Origin of the sequence: Cryobacterium sp. MP_M3 (genome assembly GCF_015752155.1) — a bacterium.
Lineage (GTDB): Bacteria > Actinomycetota > Actinomycetes > Actinomycetales > Microbacteriaceae > Cryobacterium.
In genome coordinates this window covers 18477-41062 of record NZ_JADOVI010000002.1, presented here as the reverse complement: position 1 = coordinate 41062, position 22586 = coordinate 18477, and the positions used below count along the sequence as shown (strand labels likewise).

Annotated in this window: 22 protein-coding genes; 11 read left to right on the top strand and 11 right to left on the bottom strand. The window is 71.7% G+C overall.

Features of this window, described 5'->3' with window-relative positions; genetic code table 11:
- Nucleotides 1–187: 187 nt before the first annotated feature.
- A complete protein-coding gene (locus IWX89_RS03345) occupies nucleotides 188–1393 on the top strand; it encodes a winged helix-turn-helix domain-containing protein (RefSeq protein WP_196902176.1) in 1206 nt (401 codons plus the stop codon).
- Nucleotides 1394–1494: 101 nt separating this feature from the next.
- Here the strand turns inward: IWX89_RS03345 and IWX89_RS03340 are convergent, their stop codons facing one another.
- A complete protein-coding gene (locus IWX89_RS03340; protein WP_196902175.1) occupies nucleotides 1495–2385 on the bottom strand; it encodes a M48 family metalloprotease in 891 nt (296 codons plus the stop codon).
- Between the two features lie 12 nt (nucleotides 2386–2397).
- Nucleotides 2398–2964, bottom strand: coding sequence for a LemA family protein (locus IWX89_RS03335; protein ID WP_196902174.1), 567 nt, complete (start codon nucleotides 2962–2964; stop codon nucleotides 2398–2400).
- A 172-nt stretch (nucleotides 2965–3136) separates the two neighbouring features.
- Between IWX89_RS03335 and IWX89_RS03330 the strand changes: the two genes are divergently transcribed.
- Complete coding sequence (locus IWX89_RS03330; protein ID WP_196902173.1) at nucleotides 3137–3895, top strand: ABC transporter ATP-binding protein; 759 nt, start codon at nucleotides 3137–3139, stop codon at nucleotides 3893–3895.
- Nucleotides 3892–4626: an ABC transporter permease gene (locus IWX89_RS03325; protein WP_196902172.1), complete on the top strand. Its 735-nt coding sequence runs from the start codon at nucleotides 3892–3894 to the stop codon at nucleotides 4624–4626. The genes IWX89_RS03330 and IWX89_RS03325 overlap by 4 nt, the downstream gene beginning before the upstream one ends.
- Nucleotides 4627–4730: 104 nt before the next feature.
- On the opposite strand, the gene IWX89_RS03320 is transcribed toward IWX89_RS03325, so the two are convergent.
- From IWX89_RS03320 to IWX89_RS03305, 4 genes are read right to left on the bottom strand one after another with little or no spacing between them, the layout of a single operon-like run.
- Entirely contained in the window at nucleotides 4731–6200 is a 1470-nt protein-coding gene (locus IWX89_RS03320) for a glycoside hydrolase family 1 protein (protein WP_196902171.1), read from the bottom strand.
- Complete coding sequence (locus IWX89_RS03315; RefSeq protein ID WP_196902170.1) at nucleotides 6197–7510, bottom strand: D-arabinono-1,4-lactone oxidase; 1314 nt, start codon at nucleotides 7508–7510, stop codon at nucleotides 6197–6199. The genes IWX89_RS03320 and IWX89_RS03315 overlap by 4 nt, the downstream gene beginning before the upstream one ends.
- Nucleotides 7507–8742, bottom strand: coding sequence for an alanine racemase (locus IWX89_RS03310; RefSeq protein WP_196902169.1), 1236 nt, complete (start codon nucleotides 8740–8742; stop codon nucleotides 7507–7509). The genes IWX89_RS03315 and IWX89_RS03310 overlap by 4 nt, the downstream gene beginning before the upstream one ends.
- The gene (locus IWX89_RS03305) at nucleotides 8742–10004 is read right to left on the bottom strand and encodes an MFS transporter (protein WP_196902168.1); all 1263 of its coding nucleotides are present in this window, start codon (nucleotides 10002–10004) and stop codon (nucleotides 8742–8744) included. The genes IWX89_RS03310 and IWX89_RS03305 overlap by 1 nt, the downstream gene beginning before the upstream one ends.
- Before the next feature lie 212 nt (nucleotides 10005–10216).
- Here IWX89_RS03305 and IWX89_RS03300 point away from each other — a divergent pair, with 212 nt between their 5' ends.
- Complete coding sequence (locus IWX89_RS03300; protein ID WP_196902167.1) at nucleotides 10217–12457, top strand: hypothetical protein; 2241 nt, start codon at nucleotides 10217–10219, stop codon at nucleotides 12455–12457.
- 30 nt (nucleotides 12458–12487) lie between these two features.
- On the opposite strand, the gene IWX89_RS03295 is transcribed toward IWX89_RS03300, so the two are convergent.
- The 3 genes from IWX89_RS03295 to IWX89_RS03290 are packed head-to-tail and all read right to left on the bottom strand — an operon-like array spanning nucleotide 12488 to nucleotide 14360.
- A complete protein-coding gene (locus IWX89_RS03295; protein ID WP_196902166.1) occupies nucleotides 12488–13117 on the bottom strand; it encodes a response regulator transcription factor in 630 nt (209 codons plus the stop codon).
- Nucleotides 13114–13398, bottom strand: a complete 285-nt coding sequence (locus tag IWX89_RS18955) for an ATP-binding protein (protein WP_307836389.1) — start codon at nucleotides 13396–13398, stop codon at nucleotides 13114–13116. Before IWX89_RS18955 ends, IWX89_RS03295 begins: the two co-directional genes overlap by 4 nt.
- The gene (locus IWX89_RS03290; RefSeq protein WP_307836388.1) at nucleotides 13365–14360 is read right to left on the bottom strand and encodes a histidine kinase; all 996 of its coding nucleotides are present in this window, start codon (nucleotides 14358–14360) and stop codon (nucleotides 13365–13367) included. The genes IWX89_RS18955 and IWX89_RS03290 overlap by 34 nt, the downstream gene beginning before the upstream one ends.
- 184 nt (nucleotides 14361–14544) lie before the next feature.
- Between IWX89_RS03290 and IWX89_RS03285 the strand changes: the two genes are divergently transcribed.
- The 7 genes from IWX89_RS03285 to IWX89_RS03255 all read left to right on the top strand — a co-directional run bounded on the left by IWX89_RS03285 (nucleotide 14545) and on the right by IWX89_RS03255 (nucleotide 19973).
- Nucleotides 14545–15621: an FtsX-like permease family protein gene (locus IWX89_RS03285; protein ID WP_196902165.1), complete on the top strand. Its 1077-nt coding sequence runs from the start codon at nucleotides 14545–14547 to the stop codon at nucleotides 15619–15621.
- The gene (locus IWX89_RS03280) at nucleotides 15618–16319 is read left to right on the top strand and encodes an ABC transporter ATP-binding protein (protein ID WP_196902164.1); all 702 of its coding nucleotides are present in this window, start codon (nucleotides 15618–15620) and stop codon (nucleotides 16317–16319) included. The genes IWX89_RS03285 and IWX89_RS03280 overlap by 4 nt, the downstream gene beginning before the upstream one ends.
- Nucleotides 16320–16373: 54 nt before the next feature.
- On the top strand, nucleotides 16374–16820 hold the full coding sequence (locus tag IWX89_RS03275; RefSeq protein ID WP_196902163.1) for a DUF2871 domain-containing protein: 447 nt from the start codon (nucleotides 16374–16376) through the stop codon (nucleotides 16818–16820).
- Nucleotides 16801–17727, top strand: coding sequence for a Ppx/GppA phosphatase family protein (locus IWX89_RS03270; RefSeq protein ID WP_196902162.1), 927 nt, complete (start codon nucleotides 16801–16803; stop codon nucleotides 17725–17727). The genes IWX89_RS03275 and IWX89_RS03270 overlap by 20 nt, the downstream gene beginning before the upstream one ends.
- 127 nt (nucleotides 17728–17854) lie before the next feature.
- Nucleotides 17855–18604: a PIG-L deacetylase family protein gene (locus tag IWX89_RS03265; protein ID WP_196902161.1), complete on the top strand. Its 750-nt coding sequence runs from the start codon at nucleotides 17855–17857 to the stop codon at nucleotides 18602–18604.
- The gene (locus IWX89_RS03260) at nucleotides 18604–19404 is read left to right on the top strand and encodes a WbqC family protein (RefSeq protein WP_196902160.1); all 801 of its coding nucleotides are present in this window, start codon (nucleotides 18604–18606) and stop codon (nucleotides 19402–19404) included. Before IWX89_RS03265 ends, IWX89_RS03260 begins: the two co-directional genes overlap by 1 nt.
- A gap of 74 nt (nucleotides 19405–19478) precedes the next feature.
- The gene (locus tag IWX89_RS03255; protein ID WP_196902159.1) at nucleotides 19479–19973 is read left to right on the top strand and encodes a 2'-5' RNA ligase family protein; all 495 of its coding nucleotides are present in this window, start codon (nucleotides 19479–19481) and stop codon (nucleotides 19971–19973) included.
- Between the two features lie 32 nt (nucleotides 19974–20005).
- Here IWX89_RS03255 and budA read toward each other — a convergent pair whose 3' ends face one another.
- Complete coding sequence (gene budA, locus IWX89_RS03250; RefSeq protein ID WP_231382857.1) at nucleotides 20006–20737, bottom strand: acetolactate decarboxylase; 732 nt, start codon at nucleotides 20735–20737, stop codon at nucleotides 20006–20008.
- Nucleotides 20734–22485 (bottom strand): acetolactate synthase AlsS, encoded by a 1752-nt coding sequence (gene alsS / locus IWX89_RS03245; RefSeq protein ID WP_196902158.1) that lies wholly within the window; start codon nucleotides 22483–22485, stop codon nucleotides 20734–20736. The genes budA and alsS overlap by 4 nt, the downstream gene beginning before the upstream one ends.
- Nucleotides 22486–22586 lie beyond the last annotated feature (101 nt).

Genomic DNA, 22586 nt, shown 5'->3' with positions numbered 1-22586 from the left:
CGTGAATGCTCGGCGACGGATGCCGCAGGCCCCCGCCCCCGGCATCCGTCGCCCCCAATCCGTCGCCCCGGGATGGAGTTTTTCGCGACGCGCCGCGATCCGCGGCGCCTGGGCCGGCGCGCCACGAGAATCTCCATTCCGAACGTCGCGGACCACAGTCCGGGAGGCGAGCAGTAGGGTCGATCTGATGGTCCAGACAGTCTCCCCCGCGCTCGCGCGCCGCGTCGCGCTGGCCGCCCAGGGCTTCGGCCGCCGGTCCGCGGCGACGCCCGGCATCCGTCAGCTGGATGCCCTCGTGAACCGGATCGAGCTGCTGCAGATCGACTCGGTGAACGTCTTCGAGCGCAGCCACTACATGCCCGCGTTCAGCCGTCTCGGCGCCTATGACAAGGCGAAGCTCGACCGGCTGACCAGCGGCCGCGAGGCCCGGTTCACCGAGTACTGGGCGCACGAGGCGTCGTTCCTGCCGCTGGACACCTGGCCGCTGTTCGGCTGGCGGATGCAGCACTACCGCGACGAGGCCGCCGGCATGCCCGACAGCTGGGCGGCCGGCAACCGGCCGATGCTGGACTGGCTGCTCGCCGAGCTGGCCGAGAAGGGCCCGCTGCCGGCCAGTGCGATCGAGCACGACGCGAACAAGCGCAGCGGCCCCTGGTGGGGCTGGTCCGATGTGAAGACCGGGCTGGAGGTGCTCTTCCGCTGGGGCGACGTGGTGAGCGCCGGACGGCAGCGGTTCGAACGGGTCTACGGGCTGCCCGAGCAGGTGTTCCCCGCTGAGCTCCTCGGCCGCCGGGTCGACCGGGCCGACGCCCACCGGGAGCTGATCAGCCGGTCGGCGCGCGCCCACGGCATCGGAACGGCGAAGGATTTCGCGGACTACTTCCGGCTGAAGTCGGTGCCGGCGCTGGCGGCCGTGCGTGAGCTGGAAGATGCCGGGGAGCTGATCCCGGTCGAGGTCGCCGGCTGGGGCGGGCCGGGCAAGGCCGGGGCGGCCTGGCTGCACCGGGACGCCAGGCTTCCCCGCTCGATGGACGCCGCCGCCGTGCTCTCCCCGTTCGACCCTGTCGTCTGGGAACGAGCGCGGGCGCTGCGCCTGTTCGACTTCCACTACCGGATCGAGATCTACACTCCGCAGCCCAAGCGCGTGTTCGGCTATTACGTGCTGCCGGTGCTGCTCGGCGACACGATCGTCGGCCGGGTGGACCTGAAGAACGACCGCCAGTCCGGGGTGCTGCGGGTGCAGGCCGCGTGGGCCGAGCCGGATGCCCCGGCCGACACCGCCGGACGCCTCGCCGCGGTGCTGCGGGAGACCGCCGCCTGGCAGGGGCTGGACGAGATCGCGGTGGTGCGGCGCGGCAACCTCGCCGCCGGCCTGGCGGCGGAGCTGAACTGACCTGAAGCGACCCGACTCGGCGCGGTCTCGACAGGCTCGAGTACCGGCGGTGATCGAGCCTGTCGAGATCAGGCCGAACGGGTCAGGCAGAACGCGTCAGGTCAGAACTTGCGGCCCATGGTGTGCAGCCGTTCGATCCGGTCGTCGATCGGCGGGTGGGTGCTGAACAGCTTCGCCATCATGCCGGGCTTCAGCGGGTTGGCGATCCAGAGGTGCGCCATCGAGGAGTTCTGCTTCTGCATCGGGCGCCCGTACGTCTCCAGCTTGGCCAGGGCGCTGGCGAGGGCGTCGGGGTGCCGGGTGGTCAGCGCGCTGGTCGCATCCGCGAGGTATTCGCGCTGCCGGGACACGGCGAGCTGAACCATGCTCGCCACGAGCGGCGCCACGATGATCGCGACCAGCCCGAACACCATGACGATCGGGTTGCCGTTGTTGTTGTTATTGTTGCGGCCGAAGAACGCCATCCGCAGGAACATGTCCGAGATGAAGCCGACGGCGACGACGAGTCCGAAGACCACCATCGACAGCCGGATGTCGTAGTTGCGCACGTGGCCGAGTTCGTGCGCCATCACGCCCTCGAGTTCGGAGTCGTCCATGATCTCCAGGAGCCCGGTCGTCGCCGCGACGATCGCATGCTGCGGGTCGCGGCCGGTCGCGAACGCGTTCGGCGCCGGGTCGCTGATCACGTAGATCTCGGGCATCGGGGTTCCCGTGGTGATCGACAGGTTCTCGACGATGTTCCAGAGCCGCGGATGCTCCGCCTTGCTGTTGATGCGGATGCCGCCGCTCATCGCGACGGCCTGGCGTCCCGCCATGAAGTACTGCACCAGGGCGTACCCGCTCGCCACCACGAGGGTGAGGATCAGGATGCCGTAGCTGCCCCGGGGGCTGTAGACGTAGTTCGCAATCCAGCCGAGCCCGGCGATGATCGCCAGGAACAGGATGATGATGAAGACGGTGTTGCGCTTATTGCGCGCGATGGCACTGTACATCGACGCCTGCCGCTAGAACTGCACGCGAGGCGGCTCCGCGATGGCGGCGGAGTCGGACACCTCGAAGAAGTCACGCTGGGTGAAGCCGAGGTTGCGGGCGATGAGGTTGTTGGGGAAGACCTGGATCTTCGTGTTGAGCTCGCGCACCCCGCCGTTGTAGAACCGGCGTGACGCCTGGATCTTGTCCTCGGTGTCGACCAGTTCGGCCTGGAGCTGCAGGTAGTTCTGGCTCGCCTGCAGCTGCGGGTAGGCCTCGGCGACGGCGAAGATGCTCTTCAGCGCGGTCTGCATGTGGTTCTCGGCGGCGGCCGCATCGGCCGGGCCCTGGGCGCTCAGCGTCTCGGCGCGGGCCTTCGTGACGTTCTCGAAGACCGCCTTCTCATGCGCGGCGTAGCCCTTGACCGTTTCGATCAGGTTGGGGATGAGGTCGGCCCGCCGCTTCATCTGCACGGTGATGTCGCTCCAGGCCTCGTCCACCCGCACCTTGAGGGTGACGAGGGAGTTGTAGGTGGCCCAGAGGTAGATCCCGATGATGGCGACGAGGGCAACAACGATGAGGACCGGGATGAGCCATTCCATGGCAGGGTCTCCTTGCGATAAGCGGGGCGGGCAACGGCCCGGGGCACCGTGACTTGCGATGCACGCCCATCATAACCGCGCGCCCTGACGCTCCCATGCACTTCCCATGACACTCCAAGAATCACCCTCCGCGGAGGATGACTTCCGGGCCTGATCGGCGAATAATGCAACCATGGTGCACAAAGCCGCTCCCGCCGTCGTGGTGCGCGACCTGCATGCCCGGCGGGGGAAGCATCCGGTGCTGCACGGGCTGAGCCTGACCGTGCCCCGCGGCCTGGTCGTCGGCCTGATCGGGCCGAGCGGATGCGGCAAGACCACCCTCATGCGCTCGATCGTGGGGGTGCAGATCGTGCAGTCCGGGGAGGTCACCGTGCTGGGCCGGGCGGCGGGCACCGCGTCGCTGCGCGGCCGGGTCGGCTACGTCACCCAGGACGCCAGCGTCTACGAGGACCTCACCGTGCGCCAGAACCTGGCCTACTTCGCCGCCGTGCTGGGCGCGACCCGTGACGACATCGACCGGGTGATCGAGGCCACCGACCTGGCCGCCAATGCCGGCCAGCTGGCCGGGTCGCTTTCCGGCGGGCAGCGCAGCCGGGTGTCCCTGGCCGGCGCCCTCCTCGGCTCCCCCGAGCTCCTCGTGCTCGACGAACCGACCGTGGGCCTGGACCCCGTGCTGCGGGTGGAACTGTGGGCCCTGTTCCACCGGCTGGCCGCCACCGGGACGAGCCTGCTCGTGTCCAGCCACGTGATGGACGAGGCGAGCCGCTGCGACCGGTTGCTCCTGATGCGGCACGGCGAGGTCCTCGCCGACGACACCCCGGCCGGCCTGCTCTCCGCGACGCGCACTCGCGACGTGGAGGCGGCGTTCCTCGCCCTGATCGCGGCGCATCCGTCGCCCGACCCGGCCGCCCGGGAAGCCGGCGACGCGTGAACCCGCGCCGCACGCTGGCCACCGCCGGGCGCGTGCTCACCCAGATCCGCCACGACCCGCGCACGATCGTGTTGCTGCTCGTGGTGCCGAGCCTGCTGATCGGCCTGCTGGCCTGGATCTTCTCGGACACCCCGGTTTTCGACACGGTCGGCCCGGCGATGATCGCACTGTTCCCGTTCATCGTGATGTTCCTGGTCACGAGCATCACCACCCTGCGGGAACGACGGACGGGCACGCTCGAGCGGCTGCTGTCGATGCCGCTCGGCAAGGGCGACTTCATCCTCGGGTACACGCTGGCGTTCGGACTGCTCGCGGTGCTGCAGTCCGCGGTCGCGGTGGGCTACTCGGTCTGGGTCTGCGGCCTGACGATCACGGGATCGGTCTGGCTGCTGCTCGCAGTCGCGGTCGCCGACGCCGTGCTCGGCACGGCCCTCGGCCTGCTCGCCAGCGCGTTCGCGCGCACCGAGTTCCAGGTCGTGCAGTTCATGCCGGCGCTGGTCTTCCCGCAGATCCTGCTCGGCGGCATCTTCCTCCCGCGCGACCAGCTGCCGGATGCCCTCCGCGCCTTCAGCGACTGGCTTCCGCTCTCGCACGCGATCGACGCGCTGCAGGCTGTGGCGAACGATTCCCAGGATGCCGCGTATGTCGGCGGTGAGCTGCTGATCATCGGGGCGTGGATCGTCGGCGCGGTCGTGCTCGGCTCGATCACCCTGCGCCGCCGCACCCCGTAACCCGCGCGACCACCCCCGCCCACCTCGCCGAACTGTGACTTAAACGCGGTTTCGGGGCCGAAAACCGGGCCGACGTCACAGTTCGGCGGAGAATGCGGGGCAGGTCAGCGGGCGGCGAGCACCTGCTGGAGCCAGCGGTAGGAGGACTTCGGGGTGCGCTTGCGGTTCCCGTCGGCGAAGTCGACGTGAACCAGGCCGTAGCGCTGGGTGTAGCCGGCCGTCCACTCGAAGCCGTCGAGCAGGGACCGCACCAGGTAGCCGCGCAGGTCGACGCCGTCGGCGACGCCCCCGGGCGCGACGGCGTCGAGGGCCGCGCCGAGGTGCTCGGCGAGGTAGTCGATCCGGGCCGGGTCGTCGACGACGCCGTACCGGTCCGCCGCGTCGGGGAACCCGGCGCCGTTCGCGGTGATGTACACCGGCGGAAGCCGGTCTCCGTAGCGGGTGTGCAGTTCGCCGAGGGCAACGGCCAGGTACTCGGGGGCGATGGCCGCCCCGGCCCCGGTGACCGGGAACTCGCGGAACGGGGTGACGTGGAACGGGAACGACACGGTCGTCTCGGACTTCGCCGGGTCCCGCGGCGGGCCGGCCGGGGGCTTCGCCGCGGCCGGGCCGGCCTTGATCCGGGACGGCTGCAGGTAGTTCAGCCCGTAGAAGTCGAGCGGCTGGTGGATGGTGGAGAGGTCGTCGGGGTCGGTTTCGAGGAGCATCCGCAGGTCGAGCGCATACGGCTCGGGCGGCTCGGGGTAGCGGCCGAGCAGCACCGCGTCGGCGAAGAGCCGGTTGTGCAGCACGTCGAACAGTTCGGCCGCGACCTCGTCGGCCTCCCGGCCGCTGTCTGCCTGCACGGGGGTGTGCAGGTTGGCGATGCCGATCCGGCCGGGCACGTCGGCCGCCCGCAGCGCCTGCACGGCCAGGCCGTGGCCGAGGAGCTGGTGGTGAGCGGCCGGCAGGGCGGCGAAGCGGCGCTTCTCCCCCGGCGCATCCGTGCCGAGCGCGTACCCGTTCAGGAAGACGGTGGCCGGGTCGTTCAGGGTGAGCCAGGAGTCGATCCGGTCGCCGAAGACCTCGCCGAGCATGTGCGCGTAGTCGCCGAAGCGCAGCGCGGTGTCGCGGCCGAGCCAGCCGCCGCGGAGCCGGAGCGGCGTGTCCCAGTGGAACAGCGTCGCCATCGGGCTGATCCCGGCGGCGAGCAGTCCGTCGAGCAGCCGGTCGTAGAAGGCCAGCCCGGTGCGGCTGAGCGCGCCCCGGCCGTCGGGTTGCACCCGTGACCAGGCGAAGGAGAACCGGTAGACGTCGGCGCCCAGCTCGCGGAGGAGGGTCAGGTCTTCGTCGAGCTTGTGGAAGTGGTCGGCGGCGACGGATGCGTTCGAGCCGTCCACGATCCGGCCCGCCGTGGCGGTGAACGGGTCCCAGCTCGACTCGCCCCGCCCTCCGTCCCTGGCGCCGCCCTCGACCTGGAACGCGGACGTCCCCGTGCCGATGACGAAGCCGGCGGGCAGCCGGTCGCCGAGCTCGCGGGCGCGGTGGGGCCAGGCCCTCGCCGCGGGGGTGTTGCCTGCCGGTTTGGTGCTCATCGACCCAGGACTCTTTCCAGATAGCTGTTGCTGAAGCGGCGCTCCGGGTCGAGCCTGTCACGCACCTGGAGGAAATCCGCAAACCGGGGGTAGGCCGGGCGGAGCGTCTCGGCGTCGCGGTAGTGCATCTTGCCCCAGTGCGGGCGTCCGTCGTGTGCGCGCATGATCGCCTCGACGGCGTGGAAGTACTCGGCCGGGTCTTCCCGGTGGTACCGGTGCACGGCGATGTACCCGGTCTCCCGGCCCTGCGCGGTGGAGAGCCACAGTTCGTCGGCGGCGGCTGAGCGCACCTCGAGCGGGAAGGAGATGCGCCAGCCGCGGGCGTCGATCAGGGCCCGCACCTCGCGGAGGGCGGCCGGAACCAGGTGCCGGGGCAGCGCGTACTCCATCTCGTGGAAGCGCACGGTGCGGTGGGAGATGAAGACGCGGTGGGAGGCATCCGTGTACTCGCGGCGGCCGGCGAGCCGTTCGGCCAGCCGGTTGAAGCCGGGCACCAGGCCGGGCAGCGCCGTGCTCGCGGCGCAGATCGCCCGGTAGGCGCCGTTGGCGAGCAGTTCGTCGTCGACCCAGCCGGCGACCCGGCCGACCGGCACCCTGGCCGCGTCCCCGGGGAGCCGGGTGTTGCTCTTGGTCAGGGCGCTAATGGTGTGCGGGAACCAGTAGAACTCGAAGTGGTCGACCGTGCGGGAGCGTTCGAGGTACCCCTCGAGCACCTCCTCGAGCGGCTCGGCGGTCTCGACGGCGTGCAGCAGGAAGCGGGGCACGCACTGCACGGTGACGTCGACGAGGATGCCGAGGGCTCCCAGTCCGAGCCGGGCCGCCGGCAACAGCTCGGCGTTCTCGGCGGCGTTGACGCGGAGCAGGCCGCCGTCGGCGGTGACCAGGGTCACCGCCGTGATCTGGGTGGCCAGCCCGCCGAAGCCGCCGCCGGTGCCGTGGGTGCCGGTGGAGGTGGCCCCGGCGATGGTCTGCCGGTCGATGTCGCCCATGTTGGCCAGGGCGAGCCCGCGGGGCGCGAGCAGGGCGGGCAGCTGGTGCAGCCGGGTGCCGGCGGCCAGGGTGACCTGGCCCCGGGACTCGTCCACGGCGACCAGGCCGGAGAGGCCGTTCAGGTCGAGCTGCACCCCCGGGGCCACGGCGATGCCCGAGAAGCTGTGGCCGGAGCCGACGGCCTTGACCCTGAGCCCGGCCGCGGCGGCGGCCTGAACCGCACGCTGCACGGCGCCGACGCTCGTCGGGCGTTCCACCCGCACCGGCCGGACCGTCTCACTGCCGGCCCAGTTGCTCCACCGGGCGCCGCTCGCGCTCACAGGAACGCCTTCCCTTCGCCGCGGTAGGTGGGCAGCAGGTCGACCACCTGGCCGTCGTCGACCACCGCGAACTCGTTCACGTGCTCGCTCGGCTCGCCGGACTTGGTGTGCCGCAGCCACACCCGGTCGCCGACCCGGAGCCTGGCGGCGGCGGCGCCGGTGACCGGCGACTGCACCTCGCCGGCCATTTCCCGCGGCACGAACGCGAGGCCCTCCGGCCAGACCGGCAGCGGGCTGCGGTCGGGCCCGGGCGGCCCGGAGGCGATCCAGCCGCCGCCGAGCAGGGTCGCGGTCGCGGCAGTCGGCTTGCGCACGACGGAGAGGGCGAACGCGGCGGCCGGCGCCGGCCGGAAGTCCGAGTAGTGGTCGAAGAGGTGCCCGCCGAAGAACCCGCTGCCGGCGGCGATGTCGGTCACCGAAGCGTCGGCACGGGTGCTTTCCAGCGACCCGGTGCCGCCGCCGTTGACGAACTCGAGGTTCGCGACCTCCCGCACCGCCGCGACGGCGGCGGCACGGCGCGTGGCCAGCTCCTCGCTCGAGCGGCGGCGCATCCAGCGGATGGCGACGCCTTCGAGCGGCTTGGCGGCCGGCCGGTCGCCGACCCCGGCGATCTGCGCCTCGTAGCCCATCAGCCCGACGAGGCGGAAACCGGGGCGGGCGGCGATGCCGGCGGCGAGCGCGCGGGCCTGGCCGACCGTGTGCACCGGCGAGCGGTGGACGCCCAGGTGGCCGAGCACGGGCGCGTCCCAGCCGGAGTCCAGTTCGAGGCAGAGCCGGATGGTCTCCCGCCGGCCCGGAGGGAGGACGGCGTCGATGAAGTCGAGATGGTCGAGCGAATCGACCATCAGGGTGACCCGCCTGGCGAGTTCCGGCGACCGGCCGAGGGCCAGGATCGCCCCTCTGTCGGCGGTCGGGTAGCCGACGACGATGTCGGTCATCGTGTCGGCCAGCCAGAGCGCCTCCGCGAGCGTGTAGGCGAGCAGCCCCTGGTAGCCCGGCACGGCGAGGATGGCCTCGATCACGCCGCGCACCCGGATCGACTTGGTCGCGACCCGGATCGGGCTGCCCGCCGCGCGGGTGAGCAGGTCGGCGGTGTTGTGCCGGAGGGCGCCGAGGTGCAGCGCGGCGACGGGAGTGTCGAGGCCGGAGGTCGCTTCGGTGAGGGCGGGCCAGTAGCGGCCGGGGGTCAGCCAGGGCGCGGCATCCGTCGTGATGGACAGGTCGATGCCCATCAGCGCACCGCCGTGACCTTCTCCACGGCGATCGCCCCGGCGAAGGCGCACAGCCCGGCCAGCACGAAGAGACCCTGGAAGCCGCCGAATGCCGCCACGACGCCCGCGCCGAGCAGCGGGGCGACGGCCTGCGGCACGGCGGTGGCGATGTTCATGATGCCGAGGTCCTTGCCGCGCGTGGCCGGGTCGGGCAGCACCTGGGTCGCCAGCGCCTGGTCGACCGAGAGGAAGGCCCCGTAGCCGAGGCCGAGGATCCCCGCAGCGACCATCGCCGCGGGGAGCGCGGGGATGAACGCGAGCATGACCGCGGCGACACCGTGCAGCCCGGCCGCGACGAAGACGAACAACTTGCGCCGGTTCAGCACGTCGCTCAGGCGTCCGAAGGCGATCGACGCCACGATCACGAAGACCATGTAGACCAGCGTCAGCAGGATCAGGTCGTCCTCGGCGTGGGCGTCGCCCAGCCCGAACATCAGGAAGTACAGCAGCAGGGTGGTGCCGAGGGCGTTCCCGAGACTGACCAGCACCCTGCTGAGCAGGGTCCAGCCGAAGTCCGGATGCTCGCGCGGGCTGATCCACAGGCCCTCCACGACCGCGCGAAGGGTCAGGCGCTCGTGCCGGGCGGGCAGCACCGCGTCGGGCAGCAGCAGGAACGGGACGGTGAGACAGAGCAGCAGCACCGCCACGACCGCGTACCCGGCGAGCTGGCCGGTGAACAGCATGGTGACCAGCAGCAGGCCCAGGATCGTGCCGATGGCCTGCGGCGCGGACAGCCAGCCGGACACGAACCCGCGCTGCCGCACCGGGACCTGATCGGAGATGGTGGCGGTGAGCGCGGCCGTCAGCACGCAGAAACCGGTGAGCGCCAGCGCCCAGAACACGCCGATGCCGACGAGGGTCACCTGCAGGCCGAGCAGCAGCAGGGCCGCGGCGAACAGCAGCGCTCCGCCGGCGATCCAGGGCCGGCGGCGGCCGAACCGGCTCGTGGTGCGATCGGAGAGCGCCCCCGCCAGGGGATAGGCCACGATGGCGCAGGCCCCGGCGATGCCGGAGATGACGCCGAACGCCACGACGCTGTCGATCCAGTGCTCCGGGTGCAGCCGGCGGTCGATCTGCGCGGGCAGCAGCAACTGGATCGGGGTGAGCTGCGCCATCCAGATGCCGAGCCAGGCCGTGGCGAAGGCGGCGATCCACCGGCCCGGCACCCGCCGGTCGGGCTCGGCGAGGACGGCGACGACCGTCGTGCCGTCGGCGCCGGTCATCCGGCGTCCGGGCGGCCGGGGCGGGACGCCAGGAGGGGGCGGGCCTGGACCATGAGAGACCTCACCCTTCGCCGACACGGAGCGGGACGAACGACCCTGACGTCAGTATGCACCATGGCCGGAGAGAACGAATCTGCCGCGTCAGAGACACGCGGGGTCACTGACGTTGACTTTTCCGGCCATGACCCCTGAAATGGTGGCAGGGGGAATTCATGCTTCGGTCTCGCTTCGCCGTATCGCGCCCCACGGGCGCGCGACAGTGCCGCCGATCGAACCCGGGGCGGGCCGCCGCATCCGCTCTCGGCCTGGTGCTGGTGCTCGTGTTCGGGGTGTGCGCCGCGGCCGTCTCCGCCCCCGCCGCGGCCCACGCCCAGGCCGGACGGCCGGGGGCCGCGCAGTCCGTCCCGGCCGACCCGGCGCCCACGCCGACCCCGTCGCCGACTCCGACCCCGACCCCGCGAGACACCGCGGCGGCGGTCGCCCCCACCATCGACAGCCCGCCCGCCGGCAGTTTCGTCGGCAGCGGAACCACCACGGTGTCCGGCACCCGGGAGGCCGGCCAGGAGATCCAGTTGCTGTCCCCCACCGGCGACGACCCGCTCTGCATCGTGGCCGCCGGTCCGTCCACCGCCTGGACCTGCACCCGCGTGCCGCTGCCGAGCGGCCCGTCCGTTCCCCTGCGGGTCGTCGTCACCGGGCAGCCTGCCCTCGCTGCCGAGCAGACCATCGCGGTACTCGCGGCGCCGAGCGTCAGCGGCGGGCCCACCGGCGGCGACGACTCGAACGGCGTCGTGCGCGGGAACGGCTACCCGAACGCATCCGTCATCACCGAGCTGAGCAGCGGCCAGCGGTGCACGTCCACCGCTGACGGGGCCGGCGCCTGGTCGTGCACCTTCGCCGGCAGCCTGGCCGACGGTCCGGTCGACGTGACCGCGGTACAGCAGACCTCGTTCAGCGTGCCTTCCTCGTCCAACTCCAGCGCCCCCGTCACGCTCCGGTTCGACGTCGACGCCCCCGCCGCCCCGGGGCTGGCCTCCCCCGCCGACTCGGCGCGGGTGCCGCTGAGCGGGACCAGCTATGACGGCGCGGGTGAGGACGGCGCGACCGTGACGGTCTTCGCCGGGCCGTATTCGGTGTGCACGGCCCGGGTCTCCGGAGGCGTCTGGCGCTGCACCGCCGGCGGTGTCGCCGCCGGCTCCTACCAGGTGCGCGCCGTGCAACAGGATCCGGCCGGCAACATGAGCGGCGGCAGCCCGGCGAGGACCGTGTTCTACGGCGACGCGCCGGCTGCGGCACCACCCTCGAGCGGCGGGGGTGCCGGGGCCGCTCCCGCAACACCGCCGGCCGGGGGCGGCGGTGCCGGCGACGGCACGACGACGGCCCCTCCGGCGCAGCCCGTCCGGCCGCCGGACGCGGCACCGCCGGGCCCGCAGGCGCTCCCCCCGGTTCCCCGCCCGGATGCCGTCGTTCCGCCGACCGGGCTCGCCGGCGGCTGGAACGACCCGACCCAGTTCACGACGGCCGTGCTCCCGCCCGGCTCCGGCTTCTCCTGGCTGCAGGCCGCGCTGCTCGCCCTCGGCAGCCTCCTGCTCCTGGCCATCCCGGCCCGCCTGCTCACCGGCACCATCTCCCGTGCCCGGGCCGGGCGCCCGCTCTGGCCCCGCGCCCCGATCGCCGGCCGCAACCACCCGCGGGACGACTTCGAGACCGCACCGACCGTGCTCGTGAACCGCTGGCTCGTGGCCGGGGCGGCCCTGGTCTCCGCCGCGACCCTGGTGATGCTGTCGGGGCCGGTGGGCAGCCGGCCGGCCTACCTCAGGCTGCTGGTCGCCGTCATGATCGCCCTGCTGGTGGTCAACGGGGTCGGCGCCCTCGTACCCCGGTGGTGGGGCCGGCAGGTGCTGCGGCTGGACGCATCCGTCACCTTCCTGCCGCGCTACCTGCTCCTCGTCGGGGTGAGCGCGCTCGCGTCGCGGGTGTTCGAAATCCACCCGGCGCTGCTGTTCGGGCTGCTCGGCAGCGTCACGATCGCGGCCGACGCCCGGCCGGAACGCCGCGGCCAGCTCGCGGCCGTGCGGGCCGGGAGCCTGATCCTGCTCGCCGTGGCGGGCTGGCTGGCGCTCGGGGTGCTGCCGCAGGCCACCGGTTTCGCCAGCGCCTTCGGCGCCGAGGTCGCCAACAGCGTCGTTCTCGCCGCGATCGGGTCGGCCGCCATCGTGCTGGTGCCGATCGGCAGCACCAGCGGGCGCAGCATCCTCGCCTGGTCTCCGCCGGCCTGGGCCGGCCTGACCGTGCTCGCCTTCACGATCATGTTCGCGGTGCTGTCGCCGGCGATGACGCCGTGGCACGGCAACGGGACCATCACCCTGCTCTGGGTGGCGGCCGGCGCCTTCGCGGCGCTCAGCACGGGGGCCTGGGCGTGGCAGCGTTTCGTCGCCCCCGCGGTCGACTGACCCACCAGGCACGAGCCGCCGTGCCGGCGGCTACTGCCGGCGCAGCAGCCCGCTCCGGCGCGCCGCCGCGACCGCGGCCGTGCGGGAGGACACCCCGAGCTTCGGGTAAATGTGCGCGAGGTGCGACTTCACCGTGGTCTCGCTGAGGTGCAGGTGGGCGGCGATGTCGGTGTTGCTGCTGCCCTCGGCGACCAGGGCCAGCACCTCCAGTTCGCGCGCGCTGAGCGCCGGACTCGCGTTGCGCACCCGCGACAGCAGCCGGGTCGCCACCGCCGGGGCGAGCGCGGACTGGCCGGCGGCAGCGGCGGTGATAGCGGCGATCAGGTCGTCGGGCGGCGTGTCCTTGAGCAGGTAGCCGGCGGCCCCACCCTCGATCGCGGTGATGATGTCGCTGTCCGAGTCGTAGTTGGTGAAGATGAGCACGCTCGGCGGGTTCGGCAGGGCACGGATGCGCCGGGTGGCGTCGGCCCCCCGGAACTCGCCCGCGAACTGCAGGTCCATCAGCACGACGTCCGGCCGGAGGCGCTCCGCCGCGGCGACGGCTTCGTCCGGTGTGCCGACTGCGGCCACGACGCTGATCGTCGGCTCGGTGTCGAACAGCGCTACCAGGCCCGATCGCATAATCGGGTGGTCGTCGGCGATCAGGACTCGGATGCTCATTCGCTCACCTCGAAGCCGGCCACGACGCTCGTGCCGCCTCCCTGCGTGCTCTCGACCGTGAGGGTGCCGCCGAGTTCGGCCACCCGTTCCCGCATCGCCCGCAGCCCGAACGAGGTGCGCCCGGCCCCGGCTTGTGCCCCGGCCGTTGCCCCGGCTGTTCCAGGGGCCGGACCTGCCGTCGCGGTGTCGAAGCCGACACCGTCGTCGACCACGTCGAGGATGACCTCCGTGTCGAGGGTGCTCAGGGTCAGGTCGATCCGGGTGGCTCCCGCGTGCTGCACGGCGTTCGACAGCGCCCCTGGGCGATGCGCAGCAGCGCGGTCTCGTACCGGGTCGGCAGAGGCTCGAACTCGCCGGCGACGGTGACGCCGATCCGGATGCCGCTGGTGCTGCCGGTCTCGGCGGCAAGCCGTTCCAGGGCCTCGACCAGGGTGCCCTGCCGGAGCATCGGCGGCGCCAGCTCGTCGATGAACTGCCTGGTCTCCGCGAGCGCCGCCGTGGCGGCGTCCCGCGCCTGCCTCATCCGCACCGCCGCGGCGTCGCCGGCCGGGTCGCTCCGCTCGGCCGCGTGCAGCAGCATGACGATGCTCGACAGGGACTGGGACACGGTGTCGTGGATTTCCCGGGCGAGGCGGCCGCGTTCCTCCTGAACGCCGGCGGCCCGCTCGGCGGCGGCAAGCCGGCTGCGGGCGGTCAGGAGTTCGTCGATCAGCATCTCGCGCTCCTGCGCCTCGCGGGCGAGCGAGCGGTAGGCCAGCCCGATGGCGACCGCGACGGCGGCGCCGAGCAGCGGACCGACGACGCCGCCGACGCTGAAACCGCGCTGGTTGCCGAAGGCGAGGATCGCCAGCAGGGTCGTGACGAGCACGGCCACCGGGCCCCGCCAGCCGGCCAGGACGTGCAGGTAGAGGAAGAACAGCGGGAAGACCAGGTACATCGCTTCGGCGCTGAGCGCGGCGAGGACCAGCCATTCGGCCGTGAGCACGCCCAGCCAGGCCGGGGCCAGCCAGGCGCCGGAGCGGAGAGCGCCGCCCGCGCCGCCCAGGCTGCGGCCGAGCAGCGCCCCGAAGGCGTAGCTGCCGAGGAAGACGACGGCGACGATGGTGAGCACCATCGCCCCGGGAAAGCCGGCGGCGCCGGACGTCGCGATTACGAGCACGACCAGTCCGAGGACGAGCGAGTGCAGCCCGATCCGCAGGCCGAGGAAGACGGGGTTGAGGGCGGAGCCCTGGGGCCCGGTCACGCTGAGATCACTCCCTCAGGCTACGCCGAGCCGGCCCGGCCGGCATCCGTCGAAAGGTGGAAAGGATCTTCCTCCTTCGGGCCGGAGAAGACGGTCAACCCGCACGATGACGGCGAGCGCCGCCCGGGCGAGAGTTGACCTGTCCGGCAGTCCGGACGCTCATCCCGACGAAGGAGCCCTTTTCGTGTTCGTAGCCTGGCGTGACCTCAGATTTGCCAGGGGACGGTTCGTGCTGATCGGCACCGTCGTCACCCTGATCACCCTGCTGGTGGGCTTCCTGTCCGGCCTGACCGCCGGCCTGGCCGACCAGAACATCTCGGCGGTCACCGGCCTCAGCGCCGACCGGATCGTCTTCTCCGCGCCGGAGGGGGACGCAGCGGTCAGTTACTCGGACTCCGAGGTCACGGCCGCCGACGCCGAGGCGTGGAGCGAGCGCCAGGGGGTCGAACAGGTGAGCCCGCTCGGGATCAGCCAGCTGCGGCTGTCCTCCGGAGGAGGAACGGCGGCCGTCGCCGTGTTCGGAGCCGGATCCGGCTCGGACCTGTCCGGCGACGTCCCGACCCGGGCCGGCCACCTGAGCCTCCCGCAGACCGTCGCGGAGGACCTCTCCCTGCGCGCCGGCGACCCGGTCGAGCTGGCCGGTTCTCGCTACCTCGTCGACACGGTCACCGCCGACACCTGGTACTCGCACACTCCCGTGGTGTGGCTGCAGCTGGCGGACTGGCAGGCGATCGGTGCCGCGACCGGCCGGGCGGACGCCTACGCCACCGTTCTCGCGGTGACCGGCCCGGGCGTCGACTACCCGGCCGCGGATGCCGCCACGGGCACCTCCTCCGCCGGGGTGCTCGCCTCGCTCACCGCGCTCGGCGCATTCCGGTCCGAGATCGGGTCCCTGCTGCTGATGGTGGCGATGCTGTTCGGAATCTCCGCCCTCGTCGTCGGCGCCTTCTTCACCGTGTGGAGCATCCAGCGCCAACCGGATGTGGCCATCCTCAAGGCGCTCGGCGCCTCCAACCCGATGCTCGTCCGCGACGCGCTCGGCCAGGCGGTGCTCGTGCTCGTCGCGGGCGTCGGGGTCGGCATCATCCTGACCGCCCTCCTCGGGGCCGCCGCCGGCACCGTGCTGCCGTTCGTGCTCAGCCCGCTGACCACCGTGGTGCCCGCCGCCGCCATGATCGTCCTCGGACTCGCCGGCGCCGCGTTCGCCCTCCGCTCCGTTACCACCACCGACCCCCTCACCGCCCTCGGGAGCAACCGATGATCCAGCTCGACAATGTCACCCTCACCTTCCCCGACGGCGAGAACCGCATCACCGCGGTCGACCACGTCACCTTCACTGTGCGGCAGGGCACCGTGGCCGGCGTGACCGGGCCGTCCGGCTCCGGCAAATCGAGCCTGCTCGCCGTCGCGTCGACGCTGATCACCCCCGATAGCGGAACCGTGCGGATCGGCGGGGTCGACGCGACCGCGCTGTCGATGTCCGAGCGGGCGGAGCTGCGCCGGGACCGCCTGGGGATCATCTTCCAGCAGTCCAACCTGCTGCCGGCGCTCACGGCCGCCGACCAGCTCGTGGTGATGGGCGAACTCGGCGGCCGGGCGAGCGGGCGGCGCGGGCGGCGGGCCGCGGGCATCCGTGCCCTGGAGCTGCTGGATGCGGTCGGCCTGGCCGACCAGGCCGGCAAACGGCCGGCCCAGCTCTCCGGCGGGCAGCGCCAGCGGGTGAACATCGCCCGGGCGCTGATGAACGAGCCGACCGCGCTGGTCATCGACGAACCCACGAGCGCGCTCGACCAGGAGCGGGGCGCGAGCATCCTCGACCTGATCTTGCGGCTGACGAGGGAGCACGACACCGCCACCGTGCTGGTCACCCACGACCAGCGCCTGCTGCCGCTGATGAGTTCCGTGCACACCATGGTCGACGGCACCCTGCGGGCGAGCCGGCACACCGTCACCGCGTAGCCTGAAAACGGGCCCGCACCGCACCGCACCGCACCGCACCGACGAAGGATCGACATGACCAAGCTGTACTACGCCGCCCTCACCTGCCTGGTGGCGGGACTGGCCTCCGGGTTCTTCTACCGGGAATTCACCAAGGCGAACGACTTCACGGGCGACAGCCAGCTCTCGCTCGTGCACACCCACCTGCTCGCGCTCGGGATGCTTTTCTTCCTCCTGGTGCTGGCCCTCGAGAAGCTGTTCGACCTGTCCTCGACCGGCCTGCTCACCCCTTTCTTCTGGGTGTACAGCGCCGGCCTCGCCGTGACCGTGTCGACCATGATCGCCAACGGCGTCATCACCGTCACCGGCGGGACCTCGTCGCCGGCGATCGCCGGTATCTCGGGGCTGGGCCACATCCTGATCACGACCGCGCTGGGAATCCTCTTCGTCGCGCTCGGACGACAGGTGCGGGCCCACGCCCGCGAGGCGCTATCGTCGGAGCGTGCGCCTCGGAGTTCTTGACGTCGGTTCGAATACCGTCCACCTGCTGGTCGTCGACGCGCACGCGGGCGCGCAACCGGTGCCGATGGCCTCCGACAAGGCCGTGCTCCGGCTGATGCGCTACCTCACCCCGGCGGGCGAGATCACCGAGGAAGGCTGCACGGCCGTGCTCGAGGCCGTGGGCAACGCCGCGGGCATCGCCCGGCGCCACCACGTCGACGACCTGCTCCCCTTCGCCACCTCGGCGCTCCGCGACGCGACGAACGGCGCCGAACTGCTGGCCAGGGTCGAACGCGAGACCGGCGTCGCCCTGCAGGTGCTCTCCGGCCAGGACGAGGCCCGGCTCACCTTCCTCGCCGTGCGCCGCTGGTACGGCTGGTCGGCCAGGGACATCCTGCTCTTCGACATCGGCGGCGGCTCGCTCGAGATCGCCGCCGGCGGCAACGAGATCCCGACCGTCGCGGTGTCGCTCCCGCTCGGCGCCGGGCGCTCCACGATCGGCTTCCTGCACAACGACCCTCCGCTGCCCGAGCAGGTCAGCGCGCTCCGGAAGCACGCGGCCGCCGTGCTCGCGGATGCCGTCGACGCCTTCGCCGGGCTCCCCGCGCCGCACCACGTGGTCGGCTCCTCGAAGGCGATCCGGTCCCTGGCCAGGCTGGCCGGTTCCACCTCCGAGGGCTTCGGCTCCGGCGAACGGATGCTGCTCGGCCGTTCCCAGCTCGCGGACTGGGTGCCGCGCCTGGCCCGGATCCCGGCCGAGGCGCGCCCGGCCCTGCCCGGGATCACCGCGGACCGCACGTTCCAGATCGTCGCCGGCGGGATCGTGCTCAGCGCGGCGATGGCGGCCTTCGACGTGACCGAGCTCGAAGTGTCACCCTGGGCGCTGCGCGAGGGCATCATCCTGCGCTACCTCGACCACCTGGGCTAGGCTCCACCGCCGCGCGGAAGCTGCACCGTGTGCACCGGCGAGAAATCCGCTAGCATCCAGACAAACGGGATCCTGCAGTGGTACCGCGAACCGGACGGCGTCGTCCGGAATTGTCTAGGGGGACGAAATGGGAAACACGCCGGGCGAGGACTTCCTGGCGCGGCAGCGGGTGCTGGTGATCTCTCCGCATCCCGACGATGAGGCCTACGGCTGCGCGGGCACGATCGCGAAGGTCAAGGCGCTGGGAGGCGAGGCCTACGTGCTGTTCGGCTCGATCGGCACGATGGACCACTACGGTTCCGACGACAACGACGACGACTCCGGCATGCTCACGGTCAGCGCGGACACCCGACTGCAGGAATGCCGCGCGGCCATGGAACTGCTCCAGGTCGACGACTGGGAGGTGATGTTCACCGACGACGACATCCACATGGCCCTCGACACGGTCCCACGCAAGGAGCTGGTGCGGCTGATCGAGCGCGACGCCCGGCTCGCCATCGAGACGATCAAGCCGACGATGCTGCTGATCCCGGCGACGAGCTACAACCAGGACCACGAGGCGCTGCACCGGGCCTGCATGACCGCAACCCGGCCCGGCCCCCGGTGCTCGCGCCATTTCGTTCCGCTCGTGCTTGCCTATGACAACACGAGCCTGTTCTGGGCCCCCGACCATGAACGATTCCACCCCGACTTCTTCGTCGATATCACGGACTATCTTCCCCAGAAGCTGGACGCCCTGCGCACGCACGCGTCCCAGATGCGCGACCCGCTGTTCCACGGCAGCCCGGAGGGCCTGGAGCTGCAAACTCGGCTGCGCGGCCGGGAGATCACTACGGACAGCGCCGAAGGATTCATGACTCTGAGGGCGGTTTTCTGATGCCTACCGTCTCGGTGCACCAACCGAATTTCATGCCCTGGTCGAAGCTGTTGGCCAAGGTCCTGGCCAGCGATGTCTTCGTCGCCTACGACAGCGTGCAGTTCACCCGGAAGGAATTCCATGCCCGCCAGCTGTTCCGCACCCGCGCGGGAAAGCCGGAATGGCTCAGCGTTCCGGTGCAGAGCACCGGTGACCGTCAGGTTCTAAAGGACGCCCGCATCGCGGAGAGCCTTGACTGGCGCTCCGATCACCTGCGTTTCCTGCGCACGCACTACGGGGACACGCCGTTCTTCGGCGAGGTCTTCCCGCTCATCGAGAACATCTACGCGCGACGCCACACGATGCTCGTGGACCTCAATCTGGACCTCATCGAGACCCTCTGCCGCTACCTGGCCGCCGACGTGCGGATCGTGCGGGCCCGGGACCTCCCGCACTCCGGGGATCGCGAGCAACGGCTCCTCGACCTGGTGCAGGGTGCCGGCGGCGACGCCCACCTCACGAGCACGTCCACCACCCATCACATCGATTGGTCGGGCTTCGAACGGACGGGGATTCCGGTCTTCGAACAGGTCTTCACCGAGCCGGTCTATCCGCAGCCGACCGGCGACTTCGTGCCGCACCTCGCGGCCGCCGATCTGCTGTTCGCCTGCGGACCGGCCGCCGGGCCGATGCTCGCCGGCCACACCCGATTCGAGCGGATCGGCGCGGATTCGAGCGCCGCGGATCTGCTCGGCTCAGAGCTGCTCGGCTCTGAACTGCTTGGCTCTGACCTGCTAACCGGGCCCCTCGGGGCCAGCTGACGTCCGGCAGCGGCGGACACCGGCCGTCGCCCGCCCGGCCGTTCGCTGGTTCGCGTGCGGCCTAGACTCGGCGGATGACCCGCCTCGTCGTCGTTCTCCCGCTCGTCCCACTCCGCACCGGCGACAGCTTTCTCGTGCCGGATTGGCCGCCGCACATCACCGTGTTGCCGCCGTTCCACACGGATGCCCCGGCCGCCGAGATCGCGGACGCGATCGCCGCCGCCACCGCCGGCCAGACCGTGCTCTCGGTCACCGCCGCCGAGGACGACTTGTTCGGGCGGCGGGAGAACATCCCGGTGACCCTGATCGCCCCGAACCCGGCCCTGGCCGGGCTGCACCGCACCCTGGTCGACGCCGTTCGTCCGCTCGCCGCGGCGCCGGACGAACCGGCCTTCACCGGGCCGGGCTTCCGGGCCCACGTCACGGTCAAGCGCGCCGGGCGGGTGCACCAGGGTGACGAATTCGAACTGACCCAGATCGCCCTGGTCGACATGGCGCCCCGGTCCCGGCCGGCCGGCCGGGCGGTGCTCGCCACGCTCCCGCTCGCGCCGCTCCGGCCACCCGGCTGAGCGCAGCCCGGCTGAGCGCCGCGGTTCGGCCGCTAGGCGTGCGACTCGGTCTTGAGCAGCTGCCTGGCGAGGTCTTCCGGTGCGAGATTGGCGTCGCGGAAGGCATCCGTCAGCGGCAGCTGCAGCCGCAGGTCGGTGCCGAGGCACAGCGCGGCGCGCCCGGAGCGCAGCTTGAAGTCGAGCACATGCCCGCCCGCCGTGCGATCGTCGGTGATGAAGTGCGCGTGACAGCCGGGCACGCCGATGCCCTGCTCGTAGAGCGGGGTGCGGAAGCCGACGACGACGCCGGTGACGTCATGCAGCTCGACGATGGCGTCCTCGTCGGTCGCCTCGACCATCGGCCGGTAGGGTTTCTGCTGCTTGACGACGGTGCGCATCCGGATCCACTCGAAGTCGCCGTCGATGCGCAGCGCGTACATGTAGTTCTCGGATGCCGTCATCCGGTCGATCACGTCGGAGGCCTCGGCGCGCAGCACGCCGGGCGGCAGCTCGCTCTCGATGTGCGGCACGAAGTTGGTGACGACCGCGTACGGGGTGTGGGCGCCGAGGTCGGCCTTCGACACGCCGCCGTCGGCGCGCAACTGGTAGCAGCTGCCGTCGACGATGAGCATTTCGCCGTCGAGGCCGTTGAAGGTGCCGATGCCGAAGCTGCCATGGCCGAGCAGGTCGCGCACGGTCATCTCACCCTCGTACACGCCGTCGAGCAGGGCGCTCATCAGGCTCGTCTGGAAAATCTCGTGCCGGGACACGGTCATCTCACTCATTGCAGCACATCGCTTTCCAGGTCGGCCATCAGTTCGTCTCTATTGTTGCGGTAGTCGACCCGCACGTCGATGATGCTCGGGCCCGGCTCGGCCATGGCCGTGGCCAGCACGGCGGCGAAGTCGGCGAGGTGGGTCACCTGGTAGCCGTGCGCGCCGAACGATTCGGCGTAGCCGACCACGTCGTAGTCGCCCAGCTGGACCCCGGAGGTGCGACCGTACTTGCCCTGCTGCTGGAACGCCACCATGTCGTAGCTTCCATCGTTGAAGATCACGTGCGTGAAGGTCGACCCGAGCCGCACGGCCGTCTCGAGTTCCATCGCGGAGTAGAGGAAGCCGCCGTCGCCCGACACGGACACCACCGGGGTGCCCGGCCGCACGAGGGTGGCCGCGATCGCCCAGGGCAGGGCGACTCCGAGGGTCTGCTGCCCGTTCGAGAACAGCAGGGTGCGCGGGTGGTAGGTGCGGAAGTGCCTGGCCATGTAGATGTAGTGCGAGCCGACGTCGCAGAGCACCGTGGTGTTGTCGGGCAGCAGCTCCCGCATCATCAGGGTGAGGTCGGCCGGGTGCACGCCCTCGGTTTCGTCGTGGCCGGTCGCCTGGTCGGCCTGCGCGAGGCGAGAGCGCTGCTCGGCGACCACGGCGGCCGCCGCCGCGGGCAGGCTGAGCCCGTCGATCTGGCGAGCGAGCGCGTCGAGGGTCTCGGCGACATCCCCGCGGAGCTCGACGGTCGGGCGGTAGTAGTCGTCGAGGTCGGCCGCGAGCTCGTCGAGGTGGATGATCACGCGCTGGTGGTCCTTGTTCCACTTCGACGGTTCGTACTCGACGAAGTCGTAGCCGACGGCCAGGATCACATCGGCCTTGTGCAGCAGGATGTCCCCCGGCTGGTTGCGGAACAGGCCCACCCGGCCCAGGTAGTGCTCTTCGAGCTCGTGCGAGATGACCCCCGCGGCCTGGAAGGTCTCGACCACGGGCAGGCCGGCCACGCCGAGCAGCCGGCGCACGGCCGCGGTGGCGCGGTCGGAGCCCGAGCGCGCGCCGGCGAGGATGACCGGGAAGGTCGCGTTCTGCAGCAGTGCCGCGGCGCGCTGCACGCTCTCGGCCGGGGCGGCGCCCAGTTGCGGCACCCAGTGCGGGTTCTTCATCGTCACCATGGTCGAGTCGACGAGCACGTCGTAGGGCAGCACGACCGCGGCGGCGCCCTTGGGCTCCTGGGTCGCCTGCCGGAAGGCATTGGCGATGGCCTCCGGCACGTTGTCCGCGACGCTGACCTCACCGGCGGATTTCGTCACGGCGGAGAGCATGCCGACGGCGTCCATCGACTGGTGGGTGCGCTTGAGGCGGTCGGCGCGGGAGACGGCACCGCAGAGGGCGACCATCGGGTCCCCCTCGGTCGTCGCGGTGAGCAGGCCGGTCGCCAGGTTGGAGGTGCCCGGGCCGCTCGTGACGAGCACGACGCCGGGGTGGCCGCTCAGGCGGCCGACCGCCGCGGCCATGAACGCGGCGTTCTGTTCGTGCCGGCAGACGATCAGCTCCGGGCCGTCGTCGACGAGTGAGTCGTAGACCGGGTCGATCTTGGCGCCGGGAACCCCGAACACCCACTTGACCCCGTAGGCGGTGAGGCACTCGACGACCCGGTCGGCGGAGCGGCGCGCCAGGGCAGCGGTGCCGGCGCCGTAGGACGTGACCGGGTCTGCCGGCGCGTGCGCGGCATCCGTCGCCTCGTCGTTGCGTACGGATGGGTTCGTCATGATGCCTGCCTCCCGGCACCGAGAGTCCGGTGCCTGCATCAATCGTCCCTCGCCGACCGATACGAAACAACGCCGATGACGGATGCCACCAATCTGGGAAT